Source organism: Amycolatopsis sp. NPDC051373, from assembly GCF_040689465.1.
Classification (GTDB): domain Bacteria; phylum Actinomycetota; class Actinomycetes; order Mycobacteriales; family Pseudonocardiaceae; genus Amycolatopsis.
Window position 1 is genome coordinate 1 of sequence record NZ_JBFBAE010000021.1, and the last position, 18,359, is coordinate 18,359.

Below are 18,359 nucleotides of genomic sequence, written 5' to 3' on the forward strand. Positions count from 1 at the left end.
TGACGTGTTGTCAAGGCGGGAAAACGTGCCTTGACAACACGCCGCCGGCCGCAAAGAGGCTTCGGATCGGGGTGCCGGGGAGGGGCTGGGTGCAGGTTCCGCTGCGTGGGTGGGCGGCGGTGGGGAGGGTGGGCCCGGCCTGGGTGGGGGGTGAGTCGAGCAGGTGGGTGGCGGTGGAGTCGTCAAAGCACCCCAAGGTCGCGTTCGGTGCGTTGAGTGCCGCGACGCCACATTGGGTGCGTTGAGTGCAACGAACGCCGCGTGGGGTGCGGTCAGCGGGGCGTCTCGGGCCGGCGGCGGGCGTAGCCGGCGAGGGTCGCGGCGTCGAAGGGGAGTTCGGCCGCTTCGAGGGCGCCGCAGTGGAGGCCGCCGAGGAGGTAGTGGGCGAGGGCGGCGGCGGTGGCGGGTTCGTCGAGGACGCCGGTCGAGGTTTGGGAGGCGTAGTCGCTGAGGCGCTTCGCGGCGGTGGGGAAGCCTTCGCGGTAGAAGGCGTATGTGGCGGCGAAGCGGGTCGGCAGCTGGTTCGGGTGCAGGTCCCAGCCCTGGTAGAAGCCGTTTTCCAGGGAGCGGCGGATCAGGCGCAGGTGTTCGGCCCAGGCGCCGGGCAGGTCGTCGCCGATCGGCAGGCGGTTGGTGGAGCCGTCGGAGAGGCGTACGCCGGTGCCGGCGGCCGCGACCTGCATGAGGTGCTTCGCGAAGTCGGCGGCCGGGTGGGCCATGCTCTGGTAGGCGGCGCCGATGCCGAGGCCCGCGCTGTAGTCGTAGGTGCCGTAGTGCAGGCCGGAACAACGTCCGGCCGCGGCCTGGATGATCCGCGCGACCGACACCGTGCCGTCGTGGGCGAGGATCGACTGGGCGGTCTCGATCTGCACCTCGAAACGCAGCGTGCCTTCGGCCAGGCCGTAGGCGATCTCGAGCTGTCCGAGTACGTCGGCGGCCACCGAGACCTGCTCGACGGCGGTGACCTTCGGCAGGGTGACCACGAAACCGTCGGGGAGGTCGCCGTTGCTGAGCAAACCGTTCAGGAACAGGTCCAGCGTGCGGATGCCGCGCCGGCGGGTGGCGGCTTCGAAGCTCTTGAAGCGGATGCCCACGAACGGTGTGCCGCCCGTGGTCGCGAGGGTCTGCCCGGCGGTCAGGGCAGCGCCGTCCTCGGCTTCGTCGCCCGGGTTGCCGTAGCCGTCCTCGAAGTCGATCCGCAGATCCTCGATCGGCTCGGTGAGCAGTTTCGTCCGCACGCGCTCGGCGACGTCCGCGTCGAGGCCGAGCACGTCACCGCGCTCGACGAACACCCGCATGGCCTGCTTGCCCCAGTCGGCGACCAGGCGCGTGCGGTACTGGGAAGCCGGCACGTACACGGTGTGCACGGGGCGGCGGCCCCGCGGCTCACCGGGGTACAGCGCCGCGACGCGCGCGTCGGCCTCGGCCAGGCGCGCGTCGGCGGCGGTGTAGACGTCCTCGGTGAGCCTGCCGTCCCGCATTACTGAATGTGCTCGTAGGCCGGCAGCGTGAGGAAGTCCGGGAACTCGTCGGCCAGCGCGACCTGCTCGAACAGCTCGACGGCCGGGGTGAGCACGTCTTCCTTGACCTCGGCCGAGAGCTCGCCGCGAACCTCGGCCAGCACGCCGCGCACCAACTCCGCCGTGACGATGTCGCCGGTGTCGAGCCGGGTGCCGTTCCTGACCCACTGCCAGATCTGCGACCGCGAGATCTCGGCGGTGGCCGCGTCCTCCATGAGGTTGTGGATGGCCGCCGCGCCGTTGCCGCTCAGCCAGGAGGCGATGTAGCGGATGCCGACCTCGACGGCGGCGCGCAGGCCGGCCGCGGTGGCACTACCCGGCGTCGAGGCGACGTCGAGGAGCTGGTCGGCGGTGACGCTGACCTCGTCACGGGTGCGCTCGAGCTGGTTCGGCCGGTCGCCGAGAACCTTGTCGAACTCCTCCTTGCAGAGGGCGACCATGCCGGGGTGCGCGACCCAGGAACCGTCGAAGCCGTCGGCCGCCTCGCGCGCCTTGTCGGCGTGGACCTTCTCGAACGCGCCCTCGTTGACCTTCGGGTCCTTGCTCGGGATGAACGCCGCCATGCCGCCGATCGCGAACGCGCCGCGCTGGTGGCAGGTGGCCACGAGCAGCTCGGTGTAGGCGCGCATGAACGGCGCGGTCATGGTCACCGAGTTGCGGTCCGGCAGCACGAACTTCTCACCGGCGTCGCGGAAGTACTTGATCACGCTGAACAGGTAGTCCCAGCGGCCCGCGTTGAGGCCCGAGGCGTGCTCACGCAGCTCGTAGAGGATCTCCTCCATCTCGAACGCGGCCGGGATCGTCTCGATCAGCACGGTGGCGCGGACGGTGCCGTGTTCGATGCCGAGGGTCTTCTCGGCGTGGGTGAACACGTCGTTCCACAGCCGCGCCTCGAGGTGGCTCTCCATCTTCGGCAGGTAGAAGTACGGGCCCTTGCCGCGCTTGAGCAGCTCGGCGGCGTTGTGGAAGAAGTACAGGCCGAAGTCGACCAGCGCACCGACGCCCTGGCGGCCGCCGAAGGTGAGGTTGCGCTCGTCGAGGTGCCAGCCGCGCGGGCGGACCACGATGGTGGCGTGCTCGACATCGTCCTTGAGCGCGTAGCTCTTGCCGCCGCTCTCCAGCGTGATGGTCTCGCGGATGGCGTCGGACAGGTTGACCTGGCCGGACACGACGTTGGCCCAGTGCGGCGTGTTGGCGTCCTCGAAGTCGGCGAGCCACACCTTGGCGCCTGAGTTGAGGGCGTTGATGGTCATCTTGCGGTCGGTGGGACCGGTGATCTCCACGCGGCGGTCGCGCAGCGCCGGCGGCGCCTCGGCGACCTTCCAGTCGCCCTCGCGGATCTCCTTCGTCTCCGGCAGGAAGTCGAGCCGGCCGGTCGTGCGGGCTTCTTCGCGGCGCTTGCCGCGGGCCGCGAGCAGCTCGTCCCGGCGCGCCGCGAAGGCGTCGTGGAGCCCCGCCAGGAAGGCGAGGGCTTCCGGCGTCAGGATCTCGTCGCCGCGCTCCACCGAGCCGCCGAGGACCTGGACTTCAGACATGCGAAACACCCCGAGTCGTACTTTGGATAACGTCCCTACGGTTTTTACCTGACGGACTATAGTTTCTGCATAGCGGAAGCTCAAACGCTCGGAAGAAGAGGACCTGTGAGGAGGACCACCGGTGGCAGCTGAGAAAGGCGGACGGGACGGCGGCGTCCAGTCCCTGCAGCGCGCATTCGAGCTGCTGGAGCACCTCGCGGACACGGGAGGGGAGGCCAGCCTGTCGGAGCTCGCGACCCTGTCGGGGCTGCCGATGCCGACCATTCACCGGCTGATCCGCACCCTCGTGGACCTCGGGTACGTCCGCCAGAACACCAACCGCCGCTACGCCCTCGGCGCGCGGCTCATCCGCCTCGGCGAGAACGCGAGCATGCAGTTCGGCTCGTGGGCGCGGCCGTTGCTGGTCGAGCTCGTGGAGGAGGTCGGCGAGACGGCCAACCTCGCCGTGCTGGAGCGCGACGAGGTCGTGTACGTGGCCCAGGTGCCCTCGAAGCACTCCATGCGCATGTTCACCGAAGTCGGCCGGCGCCTGCTGCCCCACGGCGCCGGGGTCGGCAAGGCGATGCTCGCGCAGCTGCCTGCCGACGACGTCGCGGCACTTCTGGCGCGCACGGGCATGCCCGCGTACACCGAGCACACCTTCACCGACCCCGGCGCGCTCGCGGCGGAGCTCACGCGCATCGCTTCGCAGGGCTACGCGCTGGACGAGGCCGAGCAGGAGCTCGGGGTCCGGTGCATCGCCGTTGCGGTGCCCGGCATGCCGGTGCCCGCGGCGGTGTCCGTGTCCGGTCCGTCCGGCCGATTGACCGCGGACGCGGTGGCGAGCATCGCGCCGGTGGTGCAGAAGGTGGCGGATCGGCTCTCGCAGCAGTTGCCGGTCACCTGAGCTCGCCGCTCAACCGGCCTCGGGTGGTGCGGGCCGCTGGTCGAACGCGTTCTTGAATGCGTCCGCGGCTTGCTCCGCCGACCCGGTCAAGAGTGTCCTCGACAGCATCGCTCGGACCTGGTTGCGCAGCGCCTCATCGCTGATCGCGTCGGCGAGTTCGCGAGCAGCGTTGAGCCGCCGATCTTCCTGGCTCTCCTCGCGCATCAGGTTGACGACGGCCAGACCGATGCCGAGGAGCAGCAGGGACGCGCCGATCGAGGCGAACACGACGGTTACACCAGCGCGGTCACCTGAGCTCGCCCGCCAGGAGGTCCATCAGCAAGCCGTCGTGGAAGGTGCCGTCAGGGCCGCGTTCGTACTGGCGCAGCACGCCGACCGGGCGGAAGCCGAGCTGGGTGTAGACGTGCACGGCTTTTTCGTTCGCGGCGGCCGGGTCGATCGTGAGCCGGTGGTGGCCGTGGGCGAACAGGTGGCGCGCGAGCACGCGGATGGCCTCAGGGCCGATGCCGTCGCCGTGGTGGGCCGGGTCGACGGCGATGTCGATGCCGGCGTGGCGGTACTGCGGGTCGAGTTCTTCGCAGCTCTGGATGAGGCCCACCGTTTCACCGGCTACTTCGATGACGTAGCAGACGAAACCGGCTTCCTCGTCGAGCAGGGTTTCGACCTCGGGCTCGGTTTCGCCCCACCATCGGGCGACTTCGGGCGTGGACAGGATTTCCTGGCCGCGCTCGCGGTCGTCGGGGGTGAGCGGACGCAGGCGGACGCGCGGGCCTTCGAGGGACATGGCTGGGTTTCCTCTCGTCTGGGGGTTGTCGGGCGACGAGAGGGTCAGGCGGTCCACGAGGGCGTCAATACACACCGCGAGTTTGCGCCGGCGGGGACCGGTGTGTCACCTCAATTCGTGGTGACGTGGTCATCGACCTTCACGGAGTAGCGGACGTCGCTGCCGTTCACGGTGTTGATGGTCGCCGTCAGGCCGGCCTTGGTGGTGCCGGCGACGAGTTCGCAGCGCATCTGCTGGCCGACCTTCGCATCGATCGGGCCGGGGCACGTGATCGTGTCCGGGCGCTGGCCCACCGACTGCTGCAGCGCGTCGGCGATCCCCTTCTCCAGGTCGGCCTTCGCCACTCGGCGCTGCACCTCCACGTGCGCGGAACACCCGGCCACCAACGCGATGCCACACACCGCGACCACCAAACGACGCACCACAGCCAGCCTCCTCTAGGCCCAGACGGAACGCGGAACCAAATCGAGCAGATCGCACCGCAAATCCAAGGCGGCGACGAGTTTTTCGGGATCACGGTGATCGGTGAGGCGGTCGAGGACCACGAAGTTCGCGCCGAACAAGGTGAACCCGCGGAATTCACGAGGGTCGGTCTTCAGGAAGTGGGTGACCTGCGGGACGAGCACCGCACGGGCGAAGCGGTCGTCGCCGGTGTGCACCTCGTAGCGCTCGTCGAACTCGGGATCTCCCACTTTGAGGTCGCCGCGCTTGATCGAGTCGTTCACGCGGCTCTCGAGCGGCACCGCCGGGCCCACCTGCAGGGCCGGCCCGAGTTTCGGAGTACGCACCCACACGGCCCGCGTGTAGTGGATGGCCACGCCGCGTTGGCGCACCTTGAACCTGGCGCCGAGGAAGGGGCGTCCCCGGTGCATCCCGCTCACGATCTCGTGCGCCTCGAACGCCTCGGGCAGGCGCGCGAACGGATCGCTCGGTGAGAACAGCTCGTCCGCGAAGGAACGCTGCAGATAGTGATCGCCTTCGTTGTAGAAGGCGCAATAGGAGTCGTTGCGCTCCTCGTACTGCCAGCCCCGCCGCGGCGCTTCCTCGCTCAGCCGCTGCAGCACCACGGCTTCGGCGCGCTGCATACCGCGGTTGTTCCACACGACGAACCACGTCACCGCAGCCGCGATCAGAAGCGTGCCGCCGATGACGATCACGAGGATGAGCGCTGTGCTCACCGGGTCGGCTCTCGGTCGTAGACGCTGAAGTCGTCGAACTCGCCCTCGGGCGGCGTTTCCCGAACCGGTGGACGCGGTGGCCGCGTGGTCACCGATTCCGGCCGCGAGGCGCCGAAAAGCTGCTCGTCGGAGTCGAGCACGCGGTCGAGGAATTCGGTACTCCCCAGGCCCCTTCGCACGACTTCGGCCTGCATTCGCGCCGCCGCGGCCTGTGCCTCGCCGATCGCGCGCATGACGTCCGACGACAGCACGGCGGGATCCGTTTCCCGAGCCCGTTCGCTGAAGGTGACCGACGCGATCGCGCCGCCCGGCCCCGCGACCACGGTGACCACGCCGTCGGGCGAGGTGGCGCTGCCCATGGCGTCCTTGAGCTCGTCGGCGACCCGAAGGTAGGCCTCGGCACGCAGCCTGTTGTCGGTCGCGGCCGTGTCGATCGCCTCGATGCGGGCCAGCAGCTGCCGCGCGGTGTCGTTCATGGCGCCTGCTCCGGTTTGACGGTGGTGAGGAATTTCTGGAAGTCGTCGATGACGTGCTCGAACTGGTTTTCCAGCAGCGCGGACAGCACGATGTGCAAGACCGCGCGACGCTCCGCGTTTTGCTGGTCGCGCATGACTATGAACACCTGGAACTGCACGAGGTCCACCTGCTTGCCCTTGAGCCCGACGGTCAGCTTCACCGCCTGCGTGAGACCCGGGTTCTCCGCCGAACCGACCTCGTTGCGCCGGCCGAGCTGCACACCCTGTGCGCCCGCGCTCTGCAGCCGCTCGACTGCCTCGTCTCCGATGGCCGTGAGCGGCGCGTCGTCCTCGCGAAGCTCGCCGGTGATCGTGATGTTCGCCGTGAAGCCCTCGCGCGAACTGCCGGTGTTGAGCGCGACGAACGCGGCGTCCGGCGTGCCGACTTCGTCGGGCGGAACGGATCGCCAGCCGTCCGGCAGCTCGAAGACGATCGGGACGGGGAGGGTGCCTGCCACTGTGTCTGCTCCGAATCTCTGGTGGTCAGAAGCCGAGGAAGTCGCCGACGGCGCCCGCTGCGTTCGCGATGCCGTGCCCGACGTCGGACGCCACGTCGGCGACGTCACCGGCCACGTCCTGCACGGTGTCGACGACCTCACCCGGATCGATGCTGAGGTCGAACCCGACCTTGCCACCGATACCCAGGGCCACGCCGAGCGAAGCGCCGACGTGGAACTTCCCGTCGTCACCCATGCCGAACTGGCCGCTCGCCTCGGCGCCGACACCGGCCCAGGCCTCACCGTGCGCTCCGGCGGTGACACCGGCGACCTCAGCGCTCGCGTTGCCCTCGATGCGGCCGCCCGCGAATCCTTCGACGCTGCCCTGCATCCCGGACCAGCCGAGCGATCCCTGGGCGGACGCCTTGGCCCCGACCTCGGCCGAGGCATCGCCCTTGACCGCAACGTGGTCGCCGTAGTGGACCTCTCCCTGGGCACTGCCCTTGGCCAGGTACGCCTCGGCAGACGCCCCCGCCGTGAGGCCCAGCGGGCCCGCACCGGCGTGGGCCTCCGCTCCGGCGCCGAGGGCCGCGCCCTCGATTTTGCCGCTGCCGCCGAAGGTTCCGTCGCCGAACTTGCCGTCCAGCGAACCGTCGACGAGATCGACGCTCGCCGACGCCGACACCGTGCTTTCGGAGGTGTCGATGCCGAACTTTTCGAGGAGGCCACCGAGTTTGTCGGTGAGCATGCCATCGGACTGCGAACCGAATTCGCGCGAATAGTTCTTGCCGCCCTTGTGGTCCTGCCAACCGCCGGGGTCCTTGTCGACCCAGTCCTGCTTCTCGGGGTCCCACACCTTCTTCGTGTCGCGCTCCTCGGCACCGAACTCGTGGGTCTTGCCAAGATCCTTCTTGTACGTGCCGTCGGACTTCTTCTCGAAGCCCAGCTTCTCCGCCGTGGAACCGCCGGCCTCTTCCAGAGCGGCGCGGGCGGCCCGCAAGATCTGTTCGGCCTGACGGGTCGCGCCCTGACCGGGATCGGCAAAGGCCGGGACCGAGTACCCGCCGGTGAGGGCCTTGTAGGCGTCCGCAATCCACTGCGAGGACGCTGCCCGAGTGGCGGCCTGGCCCTGCGTGTACAGCTCGATCGCCCGCTGGGCTTCGGACTGGCTGCGCGTCAGCGCGTCGCCGTAGTCCGCCAGCGCGTTGGCGCCGGTGCCCAGCACGCCGATGGTGTCGAACCACTTCTTCGGCTCCCGGCCGAAGGTCTCGCGGAACCGGTCGCTCGCTTCGCCGGACCACTGCTTCGCGTCGACGCCGGAGAGGCCGTCGGAGATCGCGGCCATCTTCTCGATGTTGCGGACGAGGTCCTTCAGGTCGCCCGAGATGAAGCGTGGCTCGCCGGGGACGAGTGCCTTCGGGTCGGTCGTCTCCCCCAGTTCGGCGGCCATCAGAAAACCGGTCCTTCGCGGTCCGCCTCGGTTACGGGGTCAGGGCCCTCCACTTCGGACTTCGGACCGGGGAACAGCTCCCGGGAGCGCTCGGGACTCATCACGTCCGGCGGGAGTTCGTCGATCGACCCGCTGATGCGGCCGGTCGCACCGCCGGTCCACGCGGGACCGAGCTTCTCGCCGTCGCCCGGGTTCCCGTCGACCGGCTTTCCGTCGAGGGAGCGGTGCAGGACCTCGCCGAGCGGGCCGAAGATGCCGCCGCCGAAAGAGCCGCCGAACGCCTTCGCCGCGGTCTTGACGATCGCGTCGCTCGCGGTGCCGTCGGCGCCCGCGTAGCGGACCGCCGCCGTGCGCAGGTCCTCGCCGTGGCCGTGGGCCTTGCCGGTGAGTCCTTCGACGACGGACTCGATGTCCGCGATGAAGCTGCCCCAGCCCGCCTGCACACCGGGGTGCCCGTAGTCGCCGCTCGGGCCCTGCCACAGCAGGCCCGCGGCGCCTCCGACGACGTCGCCGATGGTGTCGGCGGCGCGTTCGAGCTCCTCTGTTACGGCGTCGAATCCGCCCGTCATCCCCCGTGAACCCCTCGTCCGGCCTGCAACGACGAGTCCACCGTGACAGAAACCGACGAGGTTTCTGCCCGCTTCGCCGGTTGATCACCTCAACGGGCGAATCCTGTCTCAGCCGAGCAGGGCGTCCACGAACGCGCCGGGCTCGAACGGCGCCAGGTCATCGGGCCCTTCACCCAGGCCGACGAGCTTCACCGGCACTCCGAGCTCCTTCTGGACCTGGAAGACGATGCCGCCCTTGGCCGTGCCGTCGAGCTTGGTGAGGACGATGCCCGTGACGTCGATGACCTCGGAGAACACGCGGGCCTGGGCGAGGCCGTTCTGGCCCGTGGTGGCGTCGAGCACCAGCAGGACCTCGTCGACCTTCGCCTGCTTCTCGACCACCCGCTTGACCTTGCCGAGCTCATCCATGAGGCCGGTCTTCGTGTGCAGGCGGCCCGCGGTGTCGACGAGGACCGCGTCGGCACCTTCGTCGATGCCGCGCTTCACCGCGTCGAACGCTACGGCCGCGGGGTCGGCACCTTCCTTGCCGCGCACGACCGACGCGCCAACGCGCTCGGCCCAGGTCTGGAGCTGGTCGGCGGCCGCGGCGCGGAAGGTGTCGGCCGCGCCGAGCACCACGGTGGATCCCTGCGAGACGAGCACCCGCGCGAGCTTGCCGGTGGTGGTGGTCTTTCCGGTGCCGTTCACACCGGCGACGAGCACGACGGCGGGCTGCTTCTGGCCGTCGACCTCGTGGGGCAGCGCACGCACGGCGCGAATGCCGTCCGTGGACAACGAAGCGGTCAAGACCTCGCGCAGCACTTCGCGCGCTTCGGCGGGCGTGCGCACCGCGCGGCGCGACAGCTCGTCACGCAGGCGGTCGACGATCTGGGTCGTGGTGGCCGCGCCGAGGTCGGCGATGAGCAGCGAGTCCTCGACGTCCTGCCAGGAGTCCTCGTCGAGGTCGCCGGCGCCGAGCAGGCCCAGCAGGCTCTGGCCGAACATCGAGCGTGACTTCGACAGCCGGCCGCGCAGGCGATCCAGGCGGCCGGTCGCGGGGTCGATCTCCTCGATCGGGAGGACCGGCTCGATCGGTTCGACAGTGCCTTCGACCGGTGCGGCCGCGGGGCCTTCCGACTCCGGCTCGGGCAGCCTGACGTCGCGCATCGTGCGCTGGTCGGAGTCGCGCGGCACCGCGGCGTCGTCGCCCACGGCGGGCTGGCCGTCGACCTCCGGGCGGTCCTCGACGGGGTGCTCGGCCGGCACCGGTTCCGCGGCTGGCGCAGCCTCGGCCTCACCCCCGGGCGCGAAGGTGATGCCGCCGGACGCGGTGTACCCGCCGCCCTTCGGCTTCTCCTCGACCTTGCGCGTCTGTTCGAGGCTGATCCGCCGCCGACGTGCGATGAGCAGCCCGGACACCAGCACGGCGACCAAGACGACGACGGCGACGATGACGATCCAGAACCAGGTACTCGACACACCCCCATCCTGTCATCCACTCCGGGACTCCCCCGGACACCCCACCGCGCTGCGCCCTTCAGGCCAAGGGATCACACGCAGAGTTCCGATTCGGCCAAGACTTCACGACGCGGCTTGCGTCACCGCTTCACCCCGGCTAAACCACTCCGGATGAAAACCCACGGCTTCCGCGTCCTCGGCCTCCTTTCGGGGACTTCGGTCGACGGCATCGACGTCGCCGTCGCCGAGCTGCACGCCGAAGAAGGCACCGTGGTCCTCACCCCGCTCGGCGAGCTCGACGTGCCCTTCACGGCGGAAACCCGCGAAGCAGTGCTGGCCGCGCTGCCGCCCAACCCGAGCAGCGCCGAAGCACTCACCGTGCTCGACACCCGCGTCGGCCAGGCCTTCGCCGAAGCCGCCGCGCGGGGCATCGCCGAGCACGGGCCCGTGGACGTGATCGCCTCGCTCGGCCAGACCGTCTACCACTGGGTGGAGAACGGCGTGGCGCTCGGCACGCTGCAGCTGGGCCAGCCCGCGTGGATCGCCGAACGCACCGGCACCCCCGTCGTCGCCGACCTGCGCATCCGCGACATCACCGCGGGCGGCCAAGGCGCACCGCTCGCCAGCACGCTCGACGCGTTGTGGCTGCGTGGCCTCGCCGAGGAGACCGGCAAACCCGTGGCCGCACTGAACCTCGGCGGCATCGCCAACATCACCGTCGTCAGCGGCAGCGACGCTGTGCTCGCCTACGACACCGGCCCCGCCAACGCGTTGCTCGACCTCGCCGCCGCCCGCGTGACCGGCGGCGAGCAGCACGCCGACGTCGACGGGAAGCTCGCGCTCGCCGGCTCCGTCCGCCGCGACCTGCTCGACCGGCTGCTCGCCGACCCGTACTTCGCCGCCGCACCACCGAAGTCCACCGGCAAGGAGCACTTCCACGGCGACTACCTCGACGCCGCCCTCGCCGGCGTGGCGCCGCTCACGCCCGAAGACCTCCTGGCGACGCTCACCGAGCTCACCGCCGCGACCGTCGCCGCCGAATGCCGGCGCCACCACGCGGCGACGCTCGTCGTGTCCGGCGGCGGCATGCGCAACCCCGCCGTGATGGCGGCGCTGGCGGGCAACCTCCCCGGCGTCACCCTGCGCACCAGCGACGACCTCGGCCTGCCCGGCGCGGGCAAAGAGGCGTACCTGACGGCGTTGCTCGGCTGGCTGAGCTGGTGCGGCGTGCCGGCCACGCTGCCGTCGGCGACGGGCGCCCGCGGGCCCCGGCTGCTCGGTGCACTCACGCCCGGAGCGGACCCCCTGAACCTTCCGGCCCCACTGGGGGGCACCGTGAACCGCTTGCGGGTCACGGAAGTTGGCGCACGACGGTAGGAGAAACCCCATGAACCCAGTCGATCTGGTGATCGTCATCGTGTACCTGGCGGCGATGCCGATCATCGGCGTGCTGATCGGACGCAAACAGAAGTCCGCGAACGACTACTTCGTCGGCGAACGCAGCATGCCCTGGTGGGCTGTCACGCTCTCGGTCGTGGCCACCGAGACCTCCACGCTCACCGTGATCTCGACGCCGGGCCTGGTCTTCGGCAGCGAGTTCCTCTTCCTCGAGGTGGCGTTCGGCTACATCCTCGGCCGCGTCGTCGCCGCGTTCGTGCTGCTGCCCCGCTACTTCCGCGGCAACTACGTGAGCGCGTACGAGTTCCTCGGCCGCCGCTTCGGGCGCGGGCTGCAGGGCACGGCGTCGGTCACGTTCGTCGTCACGCGCCTGCTCGCCGAAGGCCTGCGGCTGTTCGCCGGCGCCATCCCGATCAAGGCGATCCTCGACCACTACGGCATCCACACGTCGTACTGGCACATCGTGGTGCTGCTGACCGCGCTCACGCTCATCTACGCGTTCGTCGGTGGCATCAAGTCGGTGATCTGGGTCGACGTGATCCAGTGGTCGCTCTACGTCCTCGGCGCGATCGGCGCGGTCGTGTTCCTCTCGACCAAGCTGCCGGACGGCTGGACGTCGATCGCCGCGAGCCAGGGCCGCTTCCAGCTCACCGACTTCACGTCCAACATCATCACCAGCCCGTACGCGTTCATCGGCGCCGTGGTCGGTGGCGCCTTCCTGTCGATGGCCTCGCACGGCGCGGACCAGCTGATCGTCGGGCGGCTGCTGTCGACCAAGAGCCTGCGCGACGGCCAGCGCGCGCTGATCGGCTCGTCGTTCGTGGTGTTCGTGCAGTTCGGGCTGTTCCTGGTGGTCGGCGCGATGCTGTGGGTCTACACCGGCGGCAAGACGGGCGCGACGGCCACCGCGGTCGCGGCCGGGAAGATGTCCGGCGACGACGTGTTCTCCAACTTCATCGTCAACGACCTGCCCGTGGGCCTGGCGGGCCTGCTCATCGCCGGCATCCTCGCGTCCACGATGGGCGCGCTGGCCTCGGCGCTCAACGCACTGTCCACTTCGACCATCGCCGACCTCTACCAGCGCTTCACGCACCGGTCGGTCGAGGACTCGAAGCTGCTGCGCCACGGTCGCATGTGGACGCTGATCTGGGCGGTCGTGTTCGCGATCTTCGCGTCGCTGTTCACCAACTCGAAGGACCCCGTGATCCAGCAGGGCCTCGGCATCGTCGGCTACACCTACGGCGCCCTGCTGGGCTCGTTCTTCCTCGGCCTGATCGTGAAGAAGGCGCGCCAGTCCGACGCGATCGTCGCGTTCGCGTGCTCGGTGGTGGGCATGGCGTTCCTGATCCTGTTCGTCAAGTTCGACAAGGCGACCACAGCCGTGCACATCCAGTTCGGCGCGGCCACGAAGACGCTCGTGCCACTCGCCACCTACTGGTACACGTTCGTCGGTGTGGTGATCACGATGGTCGTCGGCGGGCTGCTCGCGCTGCGCCACCGCGACGCCGACCCGAACGCCACCGAGGTGGACCTCCCGAAGGAGGAAGTCACCGTCTGATCACCGCTGCGAGATTTTCCCCGATCGGGTGAACCGTCCCGGGGTGGGCGCTCGTGCACCTGACGAGCGCCCGCCACCGGATGGCGGGCCCGGATCAGGCGGGGACGATGAAGCGGATTTCTCTGGCACTGGCGGCGGGTTCGATGATCCTCTTGGGCGGTGCGACGGCGTGTTCGTCGGCCTCCGGGGCCGCGGCGGCCGACCCGGGCGCGGCGAAGGCGGCGGCCGGGGCCCAGGCCGGAGCGCCGGCGCAGTCTCAGGCCGGGACCCAGGACGGCACGCCCGAGGTGATCGCGGCCCCCGCGCAGGTGCAGGTGCCGCCGGGCAACAAGCGCGTGGCCACCTTCCACGGCGAGGGCGTGCAGATCTACGGCTGCACCGACGGCGCGTGGACCCTGATCCAGCCCGCGGCCATCATGTCCGACAACGGCAAGGCCGTGGCCCTGCACAGCAAGGGACCGGTGTGGACGTCCACTGTGGACGGCAGCACGGTCGCCGCCACCGCCGTGCCCGGCAAGGCCGTGCAGCACACCGACGCGATCCCCGAGATCCTGCTCAAGTCCGACCAGGACACCGGCAAGGGCGTGTTCGGCACCGTCACCTACGTGCAGCGGCTGGCCACCAAGGGCGGCCTCGCCCCGAAGGGCGCGTGCACCACGGGCCAGCAGACCTCCACGCCGTACTCGGCCGAGTACGCGTTCTGGGCCGCGAACTGAAAGCAACAACGGAAAAGGGGCTTCCCGGTCACCGCGGGAAGCCCCTTTTCGCACGTCTCGGATCAGCTCGCGGGCACCGGCTCCTCGTCTTCGGCGCGCAGGCGCTGCGAGATCACCTTCGTGATGCCGTCGCCCTGCATGCTCACGCCGTAGAGCGCGTCGGCAATCTCCATGGTCGGCTTCTGGTGGGTGATGATGATCAGCTGCGACGAGTCGCGCAGCTGCTCCAGCAGCCCGATCAGCCGGCGCATGTTGGTGTCGTCGAGCGCCGCCTCGACCTCGTCCATCACGTAGAAGGGTGAGGGGCGGGCGCGGAAGATGGCCACCAGCATGCCCACGGCCACCAGCGACTTCTCACCACCCGAAAGCAGCGACAGTCGCTTCACCTTCTTGCCCGGCGGGCGCGCCTCGACGTCGACGCCGGTGGCGAGCAGGTCGTTGGGCTGGGTGAGCACCATACGACCCTCGCCGCCCGGGAACAGCACGCTGAACACGGTTTCGAACTCACGCGCGACGTCGGCGTAGGCCGAGGCGAAGACTTCCAGGATCTTTTCGTCGACCTGCCGGATCACGGCTTCGAGGTCCTTGCGCGTGTCCTTGAGGTCTTCGAGCTGGGTCGAGAGGAACTTGTAGCGCTCCTCCAGCGCCGCGAACTCCTCCAGCGCCAGCGGGTTGACCTTGCCCAGCAGCGTCAGGTCCTTCTCCGCGCGCTTGGCGCGGCGGGCCTGCGTGTCGCGGTCGTACGGCATGGGCGGCGGCATGGTCACGTCCTCGCCGCGCTCCTTGGCCGCCTCGTACTCGGCCATCTCACCCGCGCTCGGTGGCACCGGCACGTCGGGGCCGTACTCCTGGACCAGGTCGGCGAGGCCGATGCCGAAGTCCTCGGCGATCTTGGCCTCGAGCGTCTCCAGCCGCAGCCGCTGCTCGGCGCGCAGCACCTCGTCGCGGTGCACGGCGTCGGTCAGCTTCTCGAGCTCGCCGGACAGCTCGCGGACCTTGGCGCGCACCGCGGTGAGCGCGGTCTCGCGGGTCTGGCGCTGTGCCTGGGCTTCGTCGCGCTCGGCGGCCGCGCGCTGCACGGAGTGCTCGATGCGTTCCAGCGCGAGCTCACCGGCGTTGACCACGGCGTTGGCGATCGCGGCGCCCCGCTCCCGCGCCTCGCGGGCCTTGGCTGCACGTTCCCGGGCCTGCTGCTCGGCGAGCGCCGCACGCCGCAGCGATTCGGCCCGCCCGGCGATGCTGCGTGCCCGCTCCTCGGCGGTGCGCTGCGCGAGCCGCGCCTCCATCTCTTCCTGGCGGACCACGGCGAGCTGCTCCACGGCCTCATCGCGCTCGGCCGTGTCCGGGTCGTCCTCCACCGGCTGCTCGGCGACGGCGGCGAGGCGCTCCTCCAGCTCGGCCAGCTGCGCCAGCGCCTGCTCGCGGCTCTGCTCCACCTTTGCGCGCTGCCCGGCGAGGCGCTCGACCTCGGCCTGCGCCGATCGCGCGGCCTGCTGCATCCGGTTCAGCCGCTCCGACGACCGCGCCTTGCGGACCTTCGCGTCACCGAGGGCATCCTTGGCCTGGCCCACCTCTTCGCGCCGGGCCTGCTGCTCGGCGCGGGCGCCTTCCAGCTCGGCGGTGTGGCGCTCCAGCGCGCGCTCGGCCGTGCGCAGCCGCTCGCCCGCTTCGTCGACGGCGGCCTGGACCTCGATCACGCTCTCGCGCGCGGCCGAACCGCCGGCAACCCAGCGGGCGCCGAACACGTCGCCTTCGCCCGTGACCGCGCGCACGTCCGGGTGGCTCGCCACCAGCTGGCGCGCCACGTCGAGGTCGTTGACCAGCGCCAGCTTGTCCAGCGCCTGCTCGACGGCCGGGCGCAGCTGCTCGGGCGCGGTCACGACCTCACGGGCCCATCGAGCGCCGTAGGGAAGCATCGGCCACGACGAAGTGTCCACAGTGGACCCGTAGCTGCCCAGCACGATGCCGGCGCGGCCGGAATCGGTGTCCTTCAAGTACTTCAGCGCGGTCAGCGCCTGCTCGCCGCCGGCCACGGCCACGGCGTCGGCGACCGGCCCGAGCGCGGCGGCCAGCGCCACTTCGTGGCCCGGCTCCACCGTGAGCAGCGCGGCGACCGAACCCAGCAGGCCCGGCAGCTCGTGCGACGCGCCCAGCAGCGCGCCGGCGCCGTCCTTGCGCTTGAGGCCCATCGAGAGCGCCTCGACCCGCGCCCGCTCCGACGCGATCTCGCGTTCGGCGGAGCGCTCGGCCTTCACCAGCTCTTCGACGCGCGCCTTGGCGGCGTTGTTGGCCTCGACCGCGCGGTCGTGGCGCTGCATGAGGTCCGCGTCGTCGGACTCCTCGACACCGCCCTCGGCCTTGGCCTCTTCGAGCTCCTCCAGCGCGATCTCGGCGCGCTCGGCGGATTCCTGCAACGACACCGACAGGCGGTCGATCTCGTCGGCGGTGGCGCCGTTCTTGCTGCGCAGCGCCTCGACCTGGCCGGTCAGCTTCGCCATGCCCTCGCGGCGGTCGGCGATGGCGCGCACCGCGGCCCAGTGGGCGCGTTCGGCCGCCTGCACGCGCTGCTCGAGGTCCTCTCGCCGCAGTACGGTCTCGGCCAGCAGCTCCCGGGCCTCCATCACGGCCTCGTTGAGCTCCTGCTCGCGCTCGGCGACCTGCTCGGCCTCGGCCAGCAGCTCCTCGGGGTCGCGCCCGCCCGTCGGGGCCGAGACGTCGGAAGACAAATGGCGCTGGCGCTCCACGGCGAGCCGTACGGTGCCGCGCAGGCGCTCGGCCAGCGCGGAGAGCTTGTACCAGGTCTCCTGCGCGGTCTGCAGCTTCGGCGCGTCCTCGGCGAGCGAGGCCTCCAGCTCCGTCTCTTCGGCGGCCACGATCTCCAGGGCCTGCTCCACCTCGGTGCGGCGCTGACGCGCGGTGCGCTCGTCGGCCTCTTCTCGGGCGATGGCGTCGCGCTGGGTCACCAGGTCGTCGGCCAACAGGCGCAGCCGGGAGTCGCGCAGCTCGGACTGCACCGACTGGGCTTTGCGCGCGATCTCGGCCTGCTTGCCCAGCGGCTTGAGCTGGCGGCGCAGCTCGGTGGTGAGGTCGCCGAGGCGGTCGAGGTTTCCCTGCATGTTCGCGAGCTTGCGCAGGGTCTGTTCCTTGCGCTTGCGGTGCTTGAGGACGCCCGCGGCCTCCTCGATGAAGGCGCGGCGCTCTTCGGGCTTCGACTCGAGGATCGCCGACAGCTGGCCCTGCCCGACGATGACGTGCATCTCGCGGCCGATACCGGAGTCCGACAGCAGTTCCTGCACGTCCATCAGACGGCAGCGGTCGCCGTTGATCTCGTACTCGCTCGCACCATCGCGGAACATGCGGCGCGTGATGGAGACCTCGGTGTACTCGATCGGCAGCGCGCCGTCGGCGTTGTCGATGGTGAGCGTGACCTCGGCGCGGCCCAGGGGGGCGCGGCCCGCGGTGCCGGCGAAGATGACGTCTTCCATCTTGCCGCCACGCAGGTCTTTCGCGCCCTGCGTGCCCATGACCCAGCGCAGCGCGTCGAGGACGTTGGACTTGCCCGAGCCGTTGGGACCGACCACGCACGTGATCCCCGGTTCGAACCGCAGCGTGGTGGCCGAGGCGAAGGACTTGAAACCCTTCAGCGTCAAGCTTTTCAGGTGCACGTGGTGCTGACCCTTCCGGCCGCGGGTACTGGCTCTACAGTCGGCCAAGGCTACCTGGGCACCCGCCGTGATCGCGGGAGGCCGCCCTCTCCCGGCGCGCCTAGCACAGAACGCGACGCACCGGCAACCCCTTGTGTCCCACCCGTCACAGCGATCACCCGGGCGGCGCAGTGCCCCCGGCACTGCCGCTCAGCGCTCGGCGAAGCCCGTCAGACTGCCCTTCGCCGGGCTCCAGCGCTCGACGACGTGATCCACACTTCCGGGTGATTCTCCCGACCTCAGGGTGGCCAACAACCGCTCACAGTGGTCTCGACCACCCTCCGCTACCACCTCGACACGGCCGTCGGGCAGGTTGCGGGCAAAGCCGACCAGGCCGAGCTCCAGCGCGCGGCTCCGGGTCCACCAGCGGAAACCGACCCCCTGGACTCGCCCGTGGACCCACGCCGCCAGCCGGATGTGTGTTTCTTCCTCACTCACGCGTCCATCCTGCCCCACGCCATCCGCTGCGGACAGTGACGGGGCAGGCCCCGTACCTGCGCGAATGGGTCACAGGCGGTGATAACCTCCCGGCCGGGGTCCGCGTCCGGCGCCCCGATCCCCCGAACCACTCCGGGGAGCCGGACCGAACCGCGCCACGACTTCCGGCGTCGACCCGGGTGCCGACTCGTCTGTCAAAGGACTGCCGCACCCGACGACGCGGAAACCGGCGAC

Annotated in this window: 17 protein-coding genes; 4 read left to right on the forward strand and 13 right to left on the reverse strand. The window is 70.4% G+C overall.

The window, feature by feature from the left end; translation table 11 throughout:
• Nucleotides 1-272 precede the first annotated feature (272 nt).
• Both AB0383_RS32990 and aceB read right to left on the reverse strand, forming a co-directional pair.
• A complete protein-coding gene (locus AB0383_RS32990; protein WP_366189385.1) occupies nucleotides 273-1,481 on the reverse strand; it encodes an aldolase in 1,209 nt (402 codons plus the stop codon).
• Entirely contained in the window at nucleotides 1,481-3,055 is a 1,575-nt protein-coding gene (gene aceB / locus AB0383_RS32995; RefSeq protein WP_364182930.1) for a malate synthase A, read from the reverse strand. Before aceB ends, AB0383_RS32990 begins: the two co-directional genes overlap by 1 nt.
• A gap of 121 nt (nucleotides 3,056-3,176) precedes the next feature.
• On the opposite strand from aceB, the gene AB0383_RS33000 reads away from it, so the two are divergent.
• Nucleotides 3,177-3,941, forward strand: a complete 765-nt coding sequence (locus AB0383_RS33000) for an IclR family transcriptional regulator (RefSeq protein WP_366189386.1) — start codon at nucleotides 3,177-3,179, stop codon at nucleotides 3,939-3,941.
• Nucleotides 3,942-3,950: 9 nt separating this feature from the next.
• On the opposite strand, the gene AB0383_RS33005 is transcribed toward AB0383_RS33000, so the two are convergent.
• The 9 genes from AB0383_RS33005 to ftsY form a co-directional block, all read right to left on the reverse strand.
• Nucleotides 3,951-4,208, reverse strand: coding sequence for a hypothetical protein (locus tag AB0383_RS33005; RefSeq protein ID WP_364182936.1), 258 nt, complete (start codon nucleotides 4,206-4,208; stop codon nucleotides 3,951-3,953).
• A gap of 19 nt (nucleotides 4,209-4,227) precedes the next feature.
• Complete coding sequence (locus AB0383_RS33010) at nucleotides 4,228-4,725, reverse strand: GNAT family protein (protein WP_364182939.1); 498 nt, start codon at nucleotides 4,723-4,725, stop codon at nucleotides 4,228-4,230.
• Nucleotides 4,726-4,835: 110 nt separating this feature from the next.
• Nucleotides 4,836-5,150 (reverse strand): DUF4333 domain-containing protein, encoded by a 315-nt coding sequence (locus AB0383_RS33015; protein ID WP_364182942.1) that lies wholly within the window; start codon nucleotides 5,148-5,150, stop codon nucleotides 4,836-4,838.
• Between the two features lie 12 nt (nucleotides 5,151-5,162).
• Entirely contained in the window at nucleotides 5,163-5,903 is a 741-nt protein-coding gene (locus tag AB0383_RS33020) for a hypothetical protein (RefSeq protein WP_364182945.1), read from the reverse strand.
• Nucleotides 5,900-6,379 (reverse strand): YbaB/EbfC family nucleoid-associated protein, encoded by a 480-nt coding sequence (locus AB0383_RS33025; protein WP_366189387.1) that lies wholly within the window; start codon nucleotides 6,377-6,379, stop codon nucleotides 5,900-5,902. Before AB0383_RS33025 ends, AB0383_RS33020 begins: the two co-directional genes overlap by 4 nt.
• On the reverse strand, nucleotides 6,376-6,876 hold the full coding sequence (locus AB0383_RS33030; RefSeq protein WP_366189388.1) for a hypothetical protein: 501 nt from the start codon (nucleotides 6,874-6,876) through the stop codon (nucleotides 6,376-6,378). Before AB0383_RS33030 ends, AB0383_RS33025 begins: the two co-directional genes overlap by 4 nt.
• 25 nt (nucleotides 6,877-6,901) lie before the next feature.
• Complete coding sequence (locus tag AB0383_RS33035; RefSeq protein WP_364182952.1) at nucleotides 6,902-8,305, reverse strand: putative T7SS-secreted protein; 1,404 nt, start codon at nucleotides 8,303-8,305, stop codon at nucleotides 6,902-6,904.
• The gene (locus AB0383_RS33040; protein WP_366189389.1) at nucleotides 8,305-8,874 is read right to left on the reverse strand and encodes a hypothetical protein; all 570 of its coding nucleotides are present in this window, start codon (nucleotides 8,872-8,874) and stop codon (nucleotides 8,305-8,307) included. Before AB0383_RS33040 ends, AB0383_RS33035 begins: the two co-directional genes overlap by 1 nt.
• 108 nt (nucleotides 8,875-8,982) lie before the next feature.
• Complete coding sequence (gene ftsY, locus AB0383_RS33045) at nucleotides 8,983-10,332, reverse strand: signal recognition particle-docking protein FtsY (protein ID WP_364182956.1); 1,350 nt, start codon at nucleotides 10,330-10,332, stop codon at nucleotides 8,983-8,985.
• Nucleotides 10,333-10,482: 150 nt separating this feature from the next.
• Between ftsY and AB0383_RS33050 the strand changes: the two genes are divergently transcribed.
• The 3 genes from AB0383_RS33050 (at nucleotide 10,483) to AB0383_RS33060 (ending at nucleotide 13,983) form a co-directional block, all read left to right on the forward strand.
• Nucleotides 10,483-11,688 (forward strand): anhydro-N-acetylmuramic acid kinase, encoded by a 1,206-nt coding sequence (locus AB0383_RS33050; RefSeq protein WP_364182959.1) that lies wholly within the window; start codon nucleotides 10,483-10,485, stop codon nucleotides 11,686-11,688.
• Nucleotides 11,689-11,698: 10 nt separating this feature from the next.
• The gene (locus AB0383_RS33055; RefSeq protein WP_364182961.1) at nucleotides 11,699-13,267 is read left to right on the forward strand and encodes a sodium:solute symporter; all 1,569 of its coding nucleotides are present in this window, start codon (nucleotides 11,699-11,701) and stop codon (nucleotides 13,265-13,267) included.
• Nucleotides 13,268-13,374: 107 nt separating this feature from the next.
• Nucleotides 13,375-13,983, forward strand: a complete 609-nt coding sequence (locus tag AB0383_RS33060; protein ID WP_220237758.1) for a DUF3455 domain-containing protein — start codon at nucleotides 13,375-13,377, stop codon at nucleotides 13,981-13,983.
• Between the two features lie 62 nt (nucleotides 13,984-14,045).
• Here AB0383_RS33060 and smc read toward each other — a convergent pair whose 3' ends face one another.
• Both smc and AB0383_RS33070 read right to left on the reverse strand, forming a co-directional pair.
• Nucleotides 14,046-17,648 carry a chromosome segregation protein SMC gene (smc, locus tag AB0383_RS33065; protein WP_366189390.1) on the reverse strand — a complete coding sequence of 1,201 codons (3,603 nt, stop codon included), beginning with the start codon at nucleotides 17,646-17,648 and terminating at the stop codon, nucleotides 14,046-14,048.
• 189 nt (nucleotides 17,649-17,837) lie between these two features.
• Nucleotides 17,838-18,125 (reverse strand): acylphosphatase, encoded by a 288-nt coding sequence (locus AB0383_RS33070; protein WP_364182967.1) that lies wholly within the window; start codon nucleotides 18,123-18,125, stop codon nucleotides 17,838-17,840.
• Between the last annotated feature and the right edge of the window lie 234 nt (nucleotides 18,126-18,359).